This is a genomic window from Paraburkholderia diazotrophica, assembly GCF_038900755.1.
In the GTDB taxonomy this organism is placed as follows: Bacteria; Pseudomonadota; Gammaproteobacteria; order Burkholderiales; family Burkholderiaceae; genus Paraburkholderia; species Paraburkholderia diazotrophica_A.
The window spans coordinates 178846-193973 of record NZ_JBBPEN010000009.1; the positions used below are offsets into that span (position 1 = coordinate 178846).

14 protein-coding genes and 3 pseudogenes are annotated in these 15128 nt (G+C 59.9%); 11 read left to right on the forward strand and 6 right to left on the reverse strand.

The annotated features are described in order from the left end of the window. Positions 1-104: 104 nt before the first annotated feature. The 5 genes and pseudogenes from AABE10_RS25975 to AABE10_RS25995 all read left to right on the forward strand — a co-directional run. Positions 105-995 (forward strand): LysR substrate-binding domain-containing protein, encoded by an 891-nt coding sequence (locus AABE10_RS25975; protein ID WP_342936084.1) that lies wholly within the window; start codon positions 105-107, stop codon positions 993-995. A gap of 159 nt (positions 996-1154) precedes the next feature. Further along, a complete protein-coding gene (locus tag AABE10_RS25980) occupies positions 1155-1568 on the forward strand; it encodes a (R)-mandelonitrile lyase (RefSeq protein ID WP_342936085.1) in 414 nt (137 codons plus the stop codon). 175 nt (positions 1569-1743) lie between these two features. Further along, on the forward strand, positions 1744-2385 hold the full coding sequence (locus tag AABE10_RS25985) for a carboxymuconolactone decarboxylase family protein (RefSeq protein WP_342936086.1): 642 nt from the start codon (positions 1744-1746) through the stop codon (positions 2383-2385). A gap of 37 nt (positions 2386-2422) precedes the next feature. Further along, on the forward strand, positions 2423-2638 hold the full coding sequence (locus tag AABE10_RS25990; RefSeq protein ID WP_342936087.1) for a hypothetical protein: 216 nt from the start codon (positions 2423-2425) through the stop codon (positions 2636-2638). A gap of 36 nt (positions 2639-2674) precedes the next feature. Then, a pseudogene (locus tag AABE10_RS25995) lies at positions 2675-2986 on the forward strand (aldo/keto reductase); the annotation flags it as partial. 454 nt (positions 2987-3440) lie between these two features. Here AABE10_RS25995 and AABE10_RS26000 read toward each other — a convergent pair. Further along, positions 3441-4088: a response regulator gene (locus AABE10_RS26000; RefSeq protein WP_342936088.1), complete on the reverse strand. Its 648-nt coding sequence runs from the start codon at positions 4086-4088 to the stop codon at positions 3441-3443. A 211-nt stretch (positions 4089-4299) separates the two neighbouring features. Between AABE10_RS26000 and AABE10_RS26005 the strand changes: the two genes are divergently transcribed. Further along, positions 4300-4581: a DUF4148 domain-containing protein gene (locus tag AABE10_RS26005; RefSeq protein WP_342936089.1), complete on the forward strand. Its 282-nt coding sequence runs from the start codon at positions 4300-4302 to the stop codon at positions 4579-4581. 84 nt (positions 4582-4665) lie between these two features. On the opposite strand, the gene oxlT is transcribed toward AABE10_RS26005, so the two are convergent. The 3 genes from oxlT to AABE10_RS26020 all read right to left on the reverse strand — a co-directional run bounded on the left by oxlT (position 4666) and on the right by AABE10_RS26020 (position 8273). After that, entirely contained in the window at positions 4666-5958 is a 1293-nt protein-coding gene (gene oxlT, locus AABE10_RS26010; RefSeq protein ID WP_342936090.1) for an oxalate/formate MFS antiporter, read from the reverse strand. A gap of 145 nt (positions 5959-6103) precedes the next feature. Then, a complete protein-coding gene (locus tag AABE10_RS26015; RefSeq protein ID WP_342936091.1) occupies positions 6104-7096 on the reverse strand; it encodes a hypothetical protein in 993 nt (330 codons plus the stop codon). A 61-nt stretch (positions 7097-7157) separates the two neighbouring features. Then, entirely contained in the window at positions 7158-8273 is a 1116-nt protein-coding gene (locus tag AABE10_RS26020) for a porin (RefSeq protein ID WP_342936092.1), read from the reverse strand. A gap of 973 nt (positions 8274-9246) precedes the next feature. Between AABE10_RS26020 and AABE10_RS26025 the strand changes: the two genes are divergently transcribed. Continuing rightward, positions 9247-9909: a response regulator gene (locus AABE10_RS26025; RefSeq protein ID WP_342936093.1), complete on the forward strand. Its 663-nt coding sequence runs from the start codon at positions 9247-9249 to the stop codon at positions 9907-9909. Next, the gene (locus AABE10_RS26030; protein WP_342936094.1) at positions 9906-10082 is read left to right on the forward strand and encodes a hypothetical protein; all 177 of its coding nucleotides are present in this window, start codon (positions 9906-9908) and stop codon (positions 10080-10082) included. The genes AABE10_RS26025 and AABE10_RS26030 overlap by 4 nt, the downstream gene beginning before the upstream one ends. 489 nt (positions 10083-10571) lie before the next feature. On the opposite strand, the gene AABE10_RS26035 is transcribed toward AABE10_RS26030, so the two are convergent. Next, the gene (locus tag AABE10_RS26035) at positions 10572-11882 is read right to left on the reverse strand and encodes an MFS transporter (RefSeq protein ID WP_342936095.1); all 1311 of its coding nucleotides are present in this window, start codon (positions 11880-11882) and stop codon (positions 10572-10574) included. Positions 11883-12054: 172 nt separating this feature from the next. Beyond that, positions 12055-13137: a tartrate dehydrogenase gene (locus tag AABE10_RS26040; protein WP_342936096.1), complete on the reverse strand. Its 1083-nt coding sequence runs from the start codon at positions 13135-13137 to the stop codon at positions 12055-12057. Between the two features lie 117 nt (positions 13138-13254). Here AABE10_RS26040 and AABE10_RS26045 point away from each other — a divergent pair, with 117 nt between their 5' ends. From AABE10_RS26045 to AABE10_RS26055, 3 genes and pseudogenes are all read left to right on the forward strand, one after another. After that, positions 13255-14166, forward strand: coding sequence for a LysR substrate-binding domain-containing protein (locus AABE10_RS26045; protein WP_342936097.1), 912 nt, complete (start codon positions 13255-13257; stop codon positions 14164-14166). A 116-nt stretch (positions 14167-14282) separates the two neighbouring features. After that, a pseudogene (locus AABE10_RS26050) lies at positions 14283-14399 on the forward strand (transketolase family protein); the annotation flags it as partial. A gap of 451 nt (positions 14400-14850) precedes the next feature. Continuing rightward, positions 14851-15126 (forward strand): annotated as a pseudogene (locus tag AABE10_RS26055) (TniB family NTP-binding protein); the annotation flags it as partial. Between the last annotated feature and the right edge of the window lie 2 nt (positions 15127-15128).

The following is a 15128-nucleotide window of genomic DNA, read 5'->3' on the forward strand; positions in this document are numbered from 1 at the left end:
TGCCTATCCCAATCGTGATTCCACGGTCCGGGGGGTTGCGACGCCCCGTTGATTTGTCGCCGTCACATGCGGCACGATGTGAGCTTTATGGGCGGAAGAAAATAATGCCTCGTGCAAACCTACATGACTTGATCGCTTTCGTCGCCGTAGCGCGTGAACGTAGTTTCACCAAGGCCGCCGCTCAACTCGGCATCTCGCAATCCACCCTGAGCCACAAGATGCGCACGCTAGAGGAGCGCATGGGCCTAAGACTGCTTACCCGCACGACGCGCAGCGTCTCGACGACCGATGCTGGCGAGCGGCTGCTGCAAAGCCTGTCACCCCATTTCGAGCAAATCGACGCCGAAGTGGAAGCCGTCGTTGACCTCCGGGAAAAGCCGTCCGGCATCGTTCGCATAACAGCGACAGACTACGCGGCAAACACCGTCATCTGGCCAAAGATTGCGAAGGTGCTGCCCCAGTACCCGGACATCAAGATCGAACTATCGATTGACTACGCGTTACGCGATATCGTCGCGGACCGATTCGATATCGGCGTACGCTCTGGAGACCAGGTCGCGAGGGACATGATTGCTGTTCGAATAGCACCGCCCTTTCGCATGGCGATCGTCGGATCGCCCACGTATTTGCGCAACCGTGCACCGGTCGAATTGCCCGAAGGACTCCTCCAGCACAACTGCATTAATTTGCGATTGCCCACGCATGGCGGCTTACTCCCCTGGGAGCTGAAGAAAAAGACAAAGGAAGTTCAGGTGCGCGTGGAAGGACAGGTGACTGTCACTAACACATATCAGATGATCGAAGCGGCCGTGGCGGGATTTGGCCTCGCCTACGTTCCGGAGGACCTGGCCCAGCCTTTCGTTGACAAGCGCCGCCTCCGGTGGGTGCTGCAGGACTGGTGGCCGACCTACCCCGGTCTGCACGCTTACTATCCGGGTCGAAGGCAGACGTCCCGCGCGCTCCAGGTCGTGATCGACGCACTGCGGCGCGGCTAACGCCGATCAACGCCGAGCATCGGCTCGTACGGTGCGATGCGGTCGGATTACGTATTTATCGATGTGGGCCATAGGTCCATGCGATGAAATGGCCTTTATCCCACGAAATCCTCCCGATAACATGCTCCGAATGAAACTCATGTCGAGAGGATACTTACCATGGAACTCAAGCCAGCGGGATCTCAAGCGTCGCTCAAGGGTCCGGCCGAATGGTTCACGGGAACTGTGCGCATTGACCCCCTGAACGCTGCGCCCGAACCGGCGCGTCATTCCTGTGCGGCAGTCACGTTTGAACCCGGTGCGCGGTCGAATTGGCATACGCATCCCCTTGGGCAGACGCTCATTGTGACAGCCGGATGCGGCTGGACACAGTGCGACGGCGAGCCAATCGTAGAAATCCGGGCAGGCGACGTCATCTGGTGCCCGCCCGGCCACAAGCACTGGCACGGTGCATCGCCGACCACGGCGATGACGCATATCGCTGTTCAGGAAGCGCTCGACGGCGAGAACGTCAACTGGCTGGAGCGGGTGACTGACGAACAATACCTGGCCGGTCCACGGGTGCAGGGCTGACCGGTCGTCATGCTGCGAACGGACGGAATCCCGAAGCCTGTTGGGCATGCCTGACGTAGCCGCATGAAGGCGCCCGTCAGCTGTGGCCGCCGTACAGCCGTGCTTGCGTTGGCAGCATAGCGCTCGCGGTCCGACGCTGAAATTCGCCGTGGCGATAGAACGGGAGAACAGGACGATGACAATTGAACGAACATTGGACGCCAAACAGACGGCGATCCCAGCCATCTCTGCCGCCACCGCTGTGGGCGACATGGCGCGCCTGAACGCAGCGCTGAACGAGGGGCTCGACGCTGGCCTGTCGGTAAGCGACGCCAAGGAGATTCTGGTTCAGATGTACGCCTACACCGGGTTCCCCCGTAGCCTTAATGCACTGGGCGAACTCATGAAGGTCGTGGAAACGCGCAAGCAACGTGGGATGACGGACGCGCCTGGCCGCGAGCCCGGGACCGTGCCCACCGGCAAGGATCTCCTCGACCTCGGTACCGCTAACCAGACGAAGCTTTCAGGCGGAGCGGTGAAGGGGCCGCTCTTCGAATTCGCCCCAGCTATCGATACCTTTCTCAAAGCGCACCTCTTTGGCGACATATTCGCGCGCGATAACCTGGACTGGAAGAGCCGGGAGCTCGCGACGGTCGGCGCGCTCTCGGCAATCACCGGGGTGGAATCGCAGTTGCAGGCGCACGTCCGCATCAGCATGAATATCGGCCTGACACCCGCAGCCTTACACGATGCGGCGGACGCGCTGGACCGTGGCGGCTTTCCTGACGCGGCAAAGCGTGCCCGCGCCGCGGTCGAAAAGCAGCTTGCCAGCGAATAAGGCAACGCGGTTACATCGCTGTTTAGAGGACGGGTAGTTGACCACTCCCACAATCCCGCTTAATAAGAGCGCACGTATCGCCCGGCTCGGCTTCAGGGCACTGAACGTACCGCCGGATCGCAATCCGACGCCCGCCAATGTGCCCAAAGCGGCCGAGGTCGTCGGTCTGGCGCTCGCGCGCGGCTACCGGCACATTGACACCGCACAGACGTATGGCAACGAGCGCGGTGTCTGTCGGGCCATCGCACATTGACGCTTCACGGCCTCTTGATTACTGGAGTGATAAGCCATGGAAATGCGAACCCTGGGGCAGGGACCTCTGAACGTATCTTCGCTCGGACTCGGTTGTATGGGCATAAGTTTTAGCTATGCGACGCAGTTGTCCAAGCCGGAAGGTGTTGCGCTTATCCGCGCGGCAGTCGAGCGCGGCGTTACCTTCTTTGATACAGCGGAAGTGTATGGACCATTCGTCAACGAAGTGGTCGGCGAGGCGCTCGCGCCATTCCGCGACCGTGTGGTGATCGCAACGAAATTCGGGTTCGACATTGATGCGGCCACAGGCGAAAACCGTGGAGTTTGCAGCCGGCCGGAAGTCATTCGTCGGAGATCGCCCCCGCCGATCGGCAGCCACACGAAGTTTTTTTGCAGGACCGTGCGACGGGCTACGGCGGCGAGAAGAGCAGATCCTCGACGATCGCCGCGACTTCCTCGGGTGCTTCGTGATGCAGCATGTGCCCATACTTGCGCGATGCGCGCGAAGCGATGACCGGCGAGCGCATCGAGTTCCTCGAATGCCTGCGGCCCGGATTCGCACGCGGCTTTCGCGAGCCGCTCGAACGTCCCGCTTCGACGTGCAGCACCGTCGCGAATCGCAGCGATGCGCGCGCGTACCTGGCTCCAATATGGGCCGCGCGACCTTCAATGATTGAAAGCTGGTTCGGCTATTTTGATCGCGGGGTCGCGGTGGTGCCCCGTGCAATCCGTCATTTTTGGCGCTATTTAACAGCGGCGCATAACCGACAGCAGCCACAGCGGAAGGCGGTGACGCGACGACTTCAAGCGATATCTCCGATGCGGTAACCGACACCGCGCACGTTGCGGATCGTGTCGACGCCGAGCTTGCGGCGCAAGTTGTGGACATGCACCTGAACAGCGTTACTCATAATCTCAAGACGCTGCTCGAGCTGCTCGTGGGTGACGACGATCGTCGGATCACGCATCAACTCGCGGAGCAACGCGGACTCTAGTTTCGTCACCGATATCTCGTGGTCATGCAACCAGACACGGCACTGAACAGAATCGAGCCACAAGGCACCTACGTGCAGCGTTGTATCTACGCGTCTCGTTTGACGCCGATCCTCGACCCGGATGGAGGCAAGTAGCTCGTTTAGCGCGAACGGTTTTACGAAATAATCATCCGCCCCCCTATCCAGACCCGCGGCGTGATCCGGAACCGTCTCGCGCGGGGTAATGACCAGCACGGGCGTCGGATCGTTACGATTCCGCAGTCCTGCGAGCAGTGTCAGTGCGCCGCTTCCAGGCAGCCCAAGATCGAGCAGCACCAACGCGTACGGTGTCGTTCGAAGCACAAGCATGGCCGATGCCCCGTCAATTGCCCAGTCGACGGCAAAACCCTTTCCGCGTAACCGATGCTGCAACGCGCCGCCGATCGAGACGTTATCTTCCACCAGCAATATGCGCATCTAATGTCCCGCCTCCGGTTCTGCGCGCTTTATTCACATTGGTAAGGATCATATTGGTTGGCTGCAGATCATCGCTTTCGGCCTTCGATCAGAGTGCAGAATCCGTCCGGCGTTAACTTTTTCTTAAGTCTGCACTGGCAAGCTAGCGGTGCCAGCTACTGCCCCACCCCGGGCCGCAGCACTGACACCTGACTAGCTGGAGGCGCAGACTATGAACAGGACCCTTAAACTGGCCGCTGTAGCGGCCGCATTGCTTGTACCGGCCGTTTCTTTCGCTCAGCCATCCAATGGTTCGCCGACGCGTGCCGAGGTACGCGAGCAGTTGGCCCAGCTGGTAAGAGCCGGCTACAGACCAACTGGGCGTCACAACAAATATCCCTCGGACCTGCAAGCGGCTCAGGCACGCGTTGCGGCCGGCGCCCCTGGCACGGGCCACTCCCTGGAGCCTGGTCGAACCGCACCCACGATGGCCCCAAATGGGCAACACGATTGATGACGCTCGCGCAATTGTCGGCACAGCGAGCGACAGCTTTCTGCCACCCACAACCAGGCGGTCAGAGTGGAGCTGGCGGCTCGCTCACTGAGTCTGGAGAACGGGAGCGACCTCGTCGCCCATGCCTGCGAACCAGCGCTTTCGCATGGGCGCGAGAATGAACTTGGCCGACACCCCCGCGACGACCGACACGACGGCGCTGCCGATCAGAACATGCTCCCATGAACCGCCTGCCGCCACCAGCGACGCAATGGGGACGAGCAACGATGCGGTGCCCTTGGCCGTATAGAGCGTGCCCGCGTTCGACGACGCGTATTTGCTGCCGAACGTATCCGCGCAGATCGCCGGAAAGATCGAGAAAATCTCTCCCCAGCACAAGAAGATCAGTGGCGCGAAGATAAGGAACGCATAAGGATCGTGGCCGTAAGCATTCGTTCCTAGCAACGCAAGTCCCTCGCCAACAAACACGAGCAGCATGGTGTTCTCCCGGCCGATCTTATCGGATAGAAGACCGCAGACGGGCCGGGTCAACCCGTTGAGCAGATTGTCGATCGATAGCGCCAGCGTCAGCAAAGGCAATGTTGTGCCGAAGAACTGTACAGGCAGCTTTGCAAAGCCCAATGCCTTTGCAATCGGGCCGAGCTGTGCCGTAGCGATCAGGCCGCCAGCGGCTACCAGCACGAATAGCACGTAGATCATCCAGAAGAGCGGTGTTCTGATCATCTGTCCGGGCGTGTAGTCGATCTTGCTCGTCACGACGCGCGCGACCGGCTTGATGCCGGGGCCTGGATTAGGGCGAATCAATGCAATGCTTAGGATAAAGATTGCGATGCCCTGGATTACGGCGAACACGAAGAACGTCTGCCGATACCCCGAACTGTGAATCATGTTCGCGATCGGAATTACTGTCAGCGCGGCACCGGCGCCGAAGCCCGCTGCCGTCAGTCCGGCGGCGAGCCCGCGCCGGTCCGGGAACCACTTCAGCGCATTGCCCACGCAAGTGCCATATACGCAGCCCGCTCCAAGGCCGGCAATGACTGACGCGGCATAGAGCACGGGCAATGTCGTGGCTAAAGAATCAATCACCCAGCTTAACGCGACGAAGATTGCGCCAGCCATGACGACGGGGCGCGGACCGAAGCGGTCGACAAGCCAGCCTTCGATCGGCACGAGCCACGTTTCGACCAGAATGAAGATGGAGAACGCCGTCTGAACCTCGGCGGCGCTCCAAAGATTCTGCGTTTTCATTGGGATAACGAACAGTGTCCACGCATATTGCAGGTTGGCGACGAGTGCCATGCAGGCAATGCCGATGAACAGTTGAGTCCACCGGTTTCCCAGGAAGGGTTTGCCCGCCGGCGAAGGAGCGGATGACATGACGACTTCTCCTACAAAATAAAGGTCGGGTGATGGCGCGTGATGCTGCGATCCTGCGCGCCGCACCGTGTTTCATGCAGCGTAGGCGCCGTACGGGTCACGCAGGCGGGCATGCTGCCGCGTGACCCGAAAACGGTGTGCGATATCAGGACTTCTGCTCGTACACGCCAACCTTGTTGCTTTCGTTGAGATAGACGTAGACGCGATGGGTTGCCGTATCGACCGTCAGCGTATGGACCTTGGGCTCGGTACGGATGTGATCGACGACCTGATTCGAATCCAGATCGATCACTTCAAGGTTGCCCGTCTTGTCGCCGATGAACGCGCGACGCTTGTCAGTGTCGATCGCCGTCTGGTCGACGGCGCCAGCGACGCCGATGGTTGTGACCAGCTTGCCCGTTGTCGGGTCCACGACAAGCATCTTCTTGTCGCTGGTGCCGAATATCAGGTGATTCGTTTTGCTGTCGTAGACACCGCCCTTCGCGGCGCTCTTCAAACCGAACTCCCACACTGCCTCGATCTCATGGGTATTCGGATTGATCACGTCGATCTTGCCGCCAACCGGCTGATACAGGCGGTCGGTGGAGGCAACGTACAGCGCGACGTCCGGTCCGTCCTTGTCGTCTTCGGGCTTCAGCTTGAACGTTGCAGTACGCTTGTATGGCGACGTCGGCTCAAAAATCGCTTCGTTATTGCTGTCGTCGTTGGCGATCAGAATCGTACCGGACTTCGTGTCGACATTCACACCGTCGGGGGTTTTGCCTCCCGTGTCGACGGCGGCGATCCGGTCGAACGAGTGTTTGTCATAGATGATCAGCTTGCCAGTCGTCGCGTCCGTGACATAGGCGTGCTTTGCGTCGAAATCGATGCCGTTACCGGAATCGACGCCTGCGAGCGTCTTTTTCACGGCCATAGTTTTTGCGTCGATCACGACGACATTGTGGTTGGGCGACTGGGACAACCAAATCGCGTGGGTGTCCTTGTCGTAGGTAACCCAATCGCCGTGACCACCTTTGGTTCCGGGCAGGTCAATCGTCTTGACGAGCTGGTACTGAGACGTCTGCGCGTGGACCGCGATCGCGCACAACCCCATTGCTGCGAGACAAATCGTCAACGCCTTGTGCCTGAGAAAAGCCATGTTGCCTCCATAGGAATGACTGCGTTTTAGGTTGGTTTTATCGACTACCTTGATTCCAACGTCAGAATTTGTGCGTAATGCCGAGGATCGCCACGACCTGCGAGCGTGTGCTCGAGCTCGCCGCAAGATCGCCCACTGTGCCGCCTGCCGCGATGATTGCGGAGCCGTCTTCGCTGAACGTCGTGCCGCTCGCGTGCGAATATGCGACAGACGCATAGAAGCTCGTGCGCTTGCTCAACGAGTAGGCGCCGTTCACTCCGAAGTTGTTGTACGTTGCGGACGACGCACCGCTTGAGCGCGTGTACACGTAGCTGAGCGAGCCCGTCAGCGCGGGGTTGAACTGGTACTGAAGCGCCGCGCCGCCAACGTTGAATTTCTGCGTGCGGTTGAACGCGCCATAGTTCATATACGGCTTGTACTGTGCGTTGCTGTAACGGATGTTGGCGGTCAGGCTACCGACGACGTACTGCGCGGCGACCTGGAAGATCTGGCGCGAACCGAACAACGATGTCGCGCCGAAAAGAGGCACCACCGAATTGGTCTGAGTGAGGTCTGCCGCGCCATTGCCGTTCACGTCGTTCTTCGAGAACAGATAACCGGTGGCAAGCGTCAACCCCCCGTTGTTGTATGACGCCGCCGCTCCATACGAGTGGCCGCCCGTCGTATTGCCGGCGAGTCCGCTGAATCCGTACATCAACTCGTACTGGAAGCCGGCGTATGTCGGGCTCGCATATTTGATGGAGCTATTGATCCATACAGAGTTGTCGTTGTTGTCGGCATCGCCTGGTGTGGTGAAAGCCGGTCCCGCAAAGCTGTCGCCGGTGATCGGCTGGATCAGATCGACGGTTGGATCGAACTGCCGCCCCATGGTTACCGTTCCATAGGATTCGTCGGCGAGACCGACCGTGGCCTGGTGGGCGAAAATGCGATTAGCCGAAAGCGATCCACGGGTGATGTCGAATGAACTTTCCAGGCTGAAGATCGCGTTCAGACCGCCGCCTAGTTCTTCCTTGCCTTTGAGTCCCCAATAAGTCGCAGCGTTGTCGCCGTTTTGCATTGCCACGAGAGAATGACCGCCGGTGTTGTTGTAATAGGCGAGGGATTCGTCGATCGAGCCGTATAGCGTGACACTGCTCTGTGCATGTACTGCAGCAGGTACCGAAAATGTCAGCGCCACAACGGAAATTTCTCTAAACCTGAAATGTCTCACAACCTCTCCTTACGTTATTGATACTTTGTAGTGCGAATTTCATAGTGAACGATTCGACGCAGAAGGTCGATGCTTTTGAACCAGAAGATGAAGCTTCAGATCCACCCCGGTCGCCATCTCCGGCAGACCGTTTCGGCATCCAGACGAACGCTGTCCGCTCAGGATGCGCGGCAGACGCCAACTGTTCCGGATCGAACTTTGACGGCGCGCCCGGCTTTATGACAATCGAATAATTTTATGCGCATGATAAAAGAGAGGTTATGCGTGAAAGCCGTTTAAATAATCGAAGGTTATCGGTCAGGTCGCCATCGAGCTGCCCCGTTTGTGACAAAACTGCGATCCTGTGCGTCGCAAGAGCACCGCGTAGACGGGCTGAGACCAATTCGTTGTGTCTCCTGCCGCCAAGCTGGCAGAGTGGACTTCTTCATGTTGCGGATAAAGGAAAACGTAAAGAGAAGAAAAAAGCACTGATCGTGCGATCTGCTTTAACGGGCTAATGGCCAGGGAATTCACCGAGCACGGGTCAGCTATCAAAAACGCGGCAAATCTTAAAGTGTTGTAATTCACATGCGAATGGTTAGCGCGTTAACCGTCCCTTAAGGTTTCGTCGTTAGCCTCTTCCACCTCGTGTGCGGTATCAGCTGCGCGCCAAGCTGGCTGGACTCTCGGCACCGATGAAATTCACCAGTTCTGTGGCGGGCGGTCCGTCCGAGCGTTTCTCAATACGTCTAGTTGATGCAGTGAGAACGAGTGGACAGTGAGAAAGCAAGAAAAGTGATGAACCAGTCCTGCGTTTGGGTGGTCGAGTCCGCTGCCATCGCGCTCAACGAGGCGACAGCCCGCGGTTCGCTGAAGGCGGCAGTCACGGGGCGGCCACTCCAGTCATAACATGTCGTGTCTAAATCATTGACGGACTGTGGAGTGAAATACGGGGAGCGCCATGCGCATATTGGTCGTGGGACCTAACGCGTTGATAGACAGTGAGTTGAAGTTCGGATTGCACAAGGAGGGGTTCGCCGTCGACTTGGTGAGGGACGCACGATCGGCGATGCTTGCGCTTCGCATGACCTCGTATGGCTTGGTCCTACTCGATATCGATCTGTCTGGAAACGAAGGGTTGATACTGCTCGCAAGGTTGCGGCAGCGAAATGACGCAACGCCCGTGATTGTGATTACACCTCGCGATGCCGTTCCGAAAGCCGTTGCGGGCCTGGACGGAGGCGCCGACGATTACATCGTCAAACCGTTCGCACTCGATGAACTGCTGGCACGCATCCGTGTCGTGATCCGGCACCAGACGGGGCGCGTGCAACCGCTACTTCAAGTAGGTACGCTGCGGCTCGATCCTGCGCAACACCGCGTGTGGTTACGCGATAAGGAGGTATCGGTAACGACGCGGGAGTTCGCACTGCTGCAGGAGCTGATGCGCGATCCGACAATCGTCGTCACGCGGGCGCAACTCGAGGAAAGCCTATACGGGTGGAACGAGGAGATCGAAAGCAACGCCATCCAGGTGCATGTCCACAATCTGCGGCGCAAATTGGGAGGAGATGTAATCCACAATGTGCGTGGGGTAGGTTACCGCATCGGGAAGCTCGCATGAAGTCGATGAATAGCGGCCCCTTTGCGTTTCTTCGCTATGTGCTCTTCATCTGCGTGTTGATCGACCATGCGCTTGAGAAGCAAGCCCCCGCTGGCCTCCATGTATGTCGACGGGCCGTTGGGCCCAATACAACAACTATGAACGACAAGCTGTTGATTTCCACCGAATACTGACCCACTGTCCGCACCCCCGGGCATCTTCATTGCGTTGTCGTTCGGTGTCATCGTACGCCTTGCGTTCTCCGCTGAACCGGTATTGGACGAGCAGAACGTCGACGAGCAGTCGATCATCAACGCATTAAAGCCGGAACAAGCGGATGAAGACGCGGGCACGCGCGGCCTCATGCACAAGCTGCTCGTGGCAGCGGCGACATGGTTCCGACGAACGGCCCATCGGTGAATCTGCTGATCACGTTCAACTCCAACCCGACAATACTCACCGGAGAGGCCCGAGCGGCGATCGTGCGGTTCGTGAAGCAACCGCAGAGACTGCCCGCCATCAACGCGAGTTTTCGACGGGCGGGCGATCCCGTGCAGGTTCGCTCGGCTGTGTTTGGACTGCTGCATGACGGGCGCGTTAGCGCGCCGTACCGCGTCCACGACTCCTTCCATAAGCAGAGCCCTGCTAACCGGACTGAGTTCGTGGCCGATAGCAACATGCGTTCAGTGATCGCGTTTCATGCATGCCGTCACTGGCTGATGCGCGCCCTTGCGGCTCAACAGCAAGGTAACGGCCGCCGATACGGCCAGCGTCGCGCCGACCACATAGAGACCCGCTGCGTAGCCGCCCGTCGCGTTCTTGAGCCAGCCGATCGCAAACGGACCGACAAAGCCGCCAAGATTGCCGATCGAGTTGATCATCGCGATACCCGCTGCCGCACCCGCGCCCGACAGGAACATGCTCGGCATCGCCCACAGCGGCGCCTTCGCCGCGCTGATGCCGACATTCACGACCACCAGCGCGAGCACAACCAGCAGCGCCGTGCCCGCCTGAGCGGCGAAGATGAAGCCGATACATGCAAGCGAGCAAGGGATGACGACGTGCCAGGTACGCTCATCCGTCTTGTCCGAGTGCCGCGCCCACAGCACCATCGCGACCACGGCAAGCACGCTCGGAATGCCCGTGAGCAGGCCTGTTTGCAGTGGGCTGAAGCCGAACTGCCTGATGATAAGCGGCGCCCACAGGCCCAATGTGTACAGCCCGGCCGATGTGCCGAAGTAGATCAGCGCGAGGGCCAGCACGCGCGGATCGCGCAGTGCGCTGAGTGCCCCCGCCGTGTGGCCCACGTGTCCCTTGCGTTCGTCGGCTTCCGATTTCAGCCGCGCGATCAGCCATTCGCGCTCGTCGGCGCGAAGCCACTCTGCTTTCGAGGGCGTGTCGGTCATCAATCTCAATACGACAAAGCCGAGCAGGATCGCGGGCAGCGCCTCGATAATGTAGAGCAGTTGCCAGTCGGCGAGACCAAAGATCGGCGGCAGTTGCATGATCGCGCCCGAGAGCGGTGAGCCGATGGCCGTCGAGATCGGCGCGGCCGCCATGAACCATGCGGCGGCTACCGCGCGCTGCTTCGCCGGAAACCAGAGGCTGAGATACAGGATGATGCCGGGAAAGAAGCCTGCTTCCGCGACGCCCAGCGCGAAGCGCAGCACATAGAAGCTGGTCGGGCCCGCCACGAACGCCGATGCGGCCGATACGATGCCCCACGTCACCATCACGCGCGCGATCCAGATTCGCGCGCCCACGCGATGCAAGATGAGATTGGACGGCACTTCGAACAGAAAGTAGCCGATGAAAAACAGCCCGCCGCCGAGGCCGAATGCCGTCGGCGAGAGGTCGATTGCCTTGTTCATCGTCATCGCCGCGAAGCCGACGTTGACGCGATCGAGGAAGCTGACGAAGTACAGCAGCATCACGAACGGAATAATCCGCCACATGAGCTTGCGTGATACGCGAGATTCAAGTTCCGGTTGCATCTGTCTCCTCCTTGGAGGTTAAGCCGGGCTTTGCGCGTTCTCTGCGGTTTGAGGTCAGTTGTTGTTGTGTGCGCAAACCTTCGGGCACGCGTCGTTGGATGCGGCACACGCCCGTTTGCATCGTCCGTTGTCTCGCAGTCTCTGGTTGCGCGGCAACGGACTCGCCTGCACGTTATGCGGCGATGGTCATCTTCTCGACGAGCGCGCAGACAGCCGCCGTCACTTGCGCCGTCGTCGCCTTGCCGCCGAGGTCGCCTGTATGCAGCGACGCGTCGGCAGTCACGGTTTCGATCGCGCTCATCACGCGCCTCGCGGCCTCGAATTCGCCGAGGTGCTCGAGCAGCATCACGACCGACCAGAACGTGCCGATCGGATTCGCGAGGCCCTTGCCCATGATGTCGAATGCAGAGCCGTGGATCGGCTCGAACATCGACGGATAGCGGCGTTCCGGATCGATGTTGCCCGTCGGCGCAATGCCGAGGCTGCCCGCCAGCGCGGCGGCGAGATCGCTCAGGATGTCCGCGTGAAGGTTCGTGGCGACGATGGTGTCGAGCGACGCGGGGCGATTGATCATGCGGGCCGTCGACGCATCGACGAGTTCCTTGTCCCATTTGACGTCGGGGAACTCCTTCGAAACCTGCAGCGCGACTTCGTCCCACATCACCATCGCGTGACGTTGCGCGTTGCTTTTGGTGATGACGGTCAGCAGCTTGCGAGGCCGCGACTGCGCAAGACGGAAAGCGAAGCGCATGATGCGTTCGACGCCGGCGCGCGTGAGGATCGACACGTCGGTTGCGGCTTCGATCGGATGGCCTTGGTGGACGCGGCCGCCCACGCCGGAATATTCGCCTTCGGAGTTTTCGCGGACGATCACCCAGTTCAGGTCTTCGGGCTTGCAGCGCTTGAGCGGCGCGTCGATGCCGGGAAGGATGCGCGTCGGGCGCACGTTCGCGTACTGGTCGAGACCCTGGCAGATCTTCAGGCGCAGACCCCACAGCGTCACGTGATCGGGCACATCGGGATCGCCCGCCGAGCCGAACAGGATCGCGTCCTTGTCGCGGATCGCATCGAGACCGTCGGCGGGCATCATCACACCATGCCGGCGGTAGTAGTCGGCGCCCCAGTCGAAGTTCTCGAACTCGAAGCGGAAACCACTGCTCGTGCCTGCGAGCGCTTCCAGCACCTGCTGGCCCGCCGGGACGACTTCCTTGCCGATACCATCGCCTGGAATCGTCGCAATGCGATAGGTCTTCATGTCTCGCTCCTCCAAATGGTCTGGAAATGATGGGAACGAAGCCGACTTTACCCAACTGGGAGCGCAGTAACCGGTGCTAGACTCAAAGCATCTTTAACCAGAATTCACAAATGAGCGATGACGCAGACCGTTCAGCCAACCGATTTGAGCTTCTTTTCGACGCTTGCCGCGTCGGGCAGCCTGAGCGCCGCAGCGCGCGAATTGGGGTTGACGCCCGCAGCCGTGAGCAAGCGGCTGACGCAGATGGAACAGCGCGCGGGTGTACCGCTCGTCAACCGAACGACGCGCCGGATGATGCTGACGCCGGACGGCGAGGTCTACCTAGAGCACGCGCGGCGGATACTCGATGAGATTGACGCGCTTTCCGAGCTGCTCAGCAGCGCAAAGAAGAGTCCGAAGGGATTGCTTCGTGTGAACGCGACGCTCGGTTTCGGGCGCAGTCATGTTGCGCCTGCCATCTCGCGCTTCGTCAGCCGCTATCCGCAGGTCGCGGTGCAGTTGCAGCTGTCGGTTACGCCGCCGCTCACCGACGATGCGTTCGACGTCTGCATCCGTTTTGGCGAACCTCCCGATAGCCGTGTTATCGCGCGCCGGCTTGCGCCGAATCGAAGGCTGCTGTGCGCGGCGCCGTCATACATAGCCGAGTATGGCGCACCCCTGACGCCGCACGAACTGGTGCGACATAACTGCATCGGCATCCGACAGGGCGATGAAGCTTACGGCGTGTGGCGTCTCACAACGGGCCGTGGCGCCGCGCGCAAGACTGAGGCGGTGCGCATCAACGGCAATCTGACAACCAATGATGGCGAGATCGCCGTGAAGTGGGCGCTCGAAGGCCATGGCATTCTGATGCGCGCGGAGTGGGATATCAAGGAGTATCTGGTCGATGGCCGGCTGGTTCAGGTGATGCCTGCATATGAAACGCCGAGCGCGGACATCTTCGCGGTGTATTCACAGCGGCATCAGATGTCGGCGCGAATACGGACGTTTGTCGATTTCATTGCACGGGCGTTGAGGGAGGCTTCGTGATTGCCGATGCGGCATCAACGTCCAAGGTAGGCGTTGGCGCGTTGTGCAGCGGTGCGCCTTTGCAATTGGCACCGTCGTGCCAGCCGCTCGAGCCTGTGAACTTCGCTGCTGCCGCCCGCCATATCGCGCTGCCCGACGAGTTCGTCGAGATAGGTGCGCTGCCCACACTGCACGATCGGTACGGAGTCTCGGCGGAAACGATGGCAGCTAACATCGGGAAGTGGCTCGGCTGACGTTTCGAATCTCGACGCTGCCGTTTAAAATCATCCAAACACTGAAGCTATCGCCGCGAATGACCGCAACCTCGCGGGAAGCGGTCGCTCTTGAATTCGAGCAATGGCTCGCGATCGAGATCGCCAGACGCTACCACCACGTTCCGCATCGCGGGCTGCTTGGAGCGGACGCCAGCCGACACGTGGCGGATGCTTGCCCGTAGCCTCGATTCGCGGCGGCTCCCCGCGTCCAGCGATGCAGAGCTGAGGTTCGTGATCCGCTTTTTGCCCGTCGTACAGAGGAAAATTCAGGGTGATCGCCTGACGCTTTCCATGTTCGTTACTGGCATCCAATTTTCGTCGCCTGGTGCCAGACGCGGCGAGCGGTTACGGTTCGAACCATCCCGAGGACCTCTCGCGCGTTTTTATGACAGCAGGGGACGGAAACTACCTCGAAGTCCGTTACGCAGACATGCGGCGGCCAGCAATCTCGCTTTTCGAGCATCGGGCAGCGTTGCATGCCATCACGTCGGAAGGGCAGCAGACTGTCTCTGAGGCGCTGATCTTCAGGACAATAGAAGAGCAACGGCGCGTAAACGACGAACGAATACTTGGACTTCTTCGAGACCGCTGGATCGACTATCCCCGCGCGACGCAAGCCCTGCAGCAACTTGAACGCCTCTTTCGGACGCCCCGCCGCGAACGTATCCCATGCCCGCTCTTGCACGGTGGTTCATATATTGGCAAGAC

What these genes read in the sequence shown, in the direction of transcription:
- AABE10_RS25975 (WP_342936084.1), top strand. Translation starts at nt 105, where the DNA reads ATGCCTCGTGCAAACCTACATGACTTGATCGCTTTCGTCGCCGTAGCG.
- AABE10_RS25980 (WP_342936085.1), top strand. Translation starts at nt 1,155, where the DNA reads ATGGAACTCAAGCCAGCGGGATCTCAAGCGTCGCTCAAGGGTCCGGCC.
- AABE10_RS25985 (WP_342936086.1), top strand. Translation starts at nt 1,744, where the DNA reads ATGACAATTGAACGAACATTGGACGCCAAACAGACGGCGATCCCAGCC.
- AABE10_RS26000 (WP_342936088.1), bottom strand. Translation starts at nt 4,088, where the DNA reads ATGCGCATATTGCTGGTGGAAGATAACGTCTCGATCGGCGGCGCGTTG.
- AABE10_RS26005 (WP_342936089.1), top strand. Translation starts at nt 4,300, where the DNA reads ATGAACAGGACCCTTAAACTGGCCGCTGTAGCGGCCGCATTGCTTGTA.
- oxlT (WP_342936090.1), bottom strand. Translation starts at nt 5,958, where the DNA reads ATGTCATCCGCTCCTTCGCCGGCGGGCAAACCCTTCCTGGGAAACCGG.
- AABE10_RS26015 (WP_342936091.1), bottom strand. Translation starts at nt 7,096, where the DNA reads ATGGCTTTTCTCAGGCACAAGGCGTTGACGATTTGTCTCGCAGCAATG.
- AABE10_RS26025 (WP_342936093.1), top strand. Translation starts at nt 9,247, where the DNA reads ATGCGCATATTGGTCGTGGGACCTAACGCGTTGATAGACAGTGAGTTG.
- AABE10_RS26030 (WP_342936094.1), top strand. Translation starts at nt 9,906, where the DNA reads ATGAAGTCGATGAATAGCGGCCCCTTTGCGTTTCTTCGCTATGTGCTC.
- AABE10_RS26035 (WP_342936095.1), bottom strand. Translation starts at nt 11,882, where the DNA reads ATGCAACCGGAACTTGAATCTCGCGTATCACGCAAGCTCATGTGGCGG.
- AABE10_RS26040 (WP_342936096.1), bottom strand. Translation starts at nt 13,137, where the DNA reads ATGAAGACCTATCGCATTGCGACGATTCCAGGCGATGGTATCGGCAAG.
- AABE10_RS26045 (WP_342936097.1), top strand. Translation starts at nt 13,255, where the DNA reads ATGACGCAGACCGTTCAGCCAACCGATTTGAGCTTCTTTTCGACGCTT.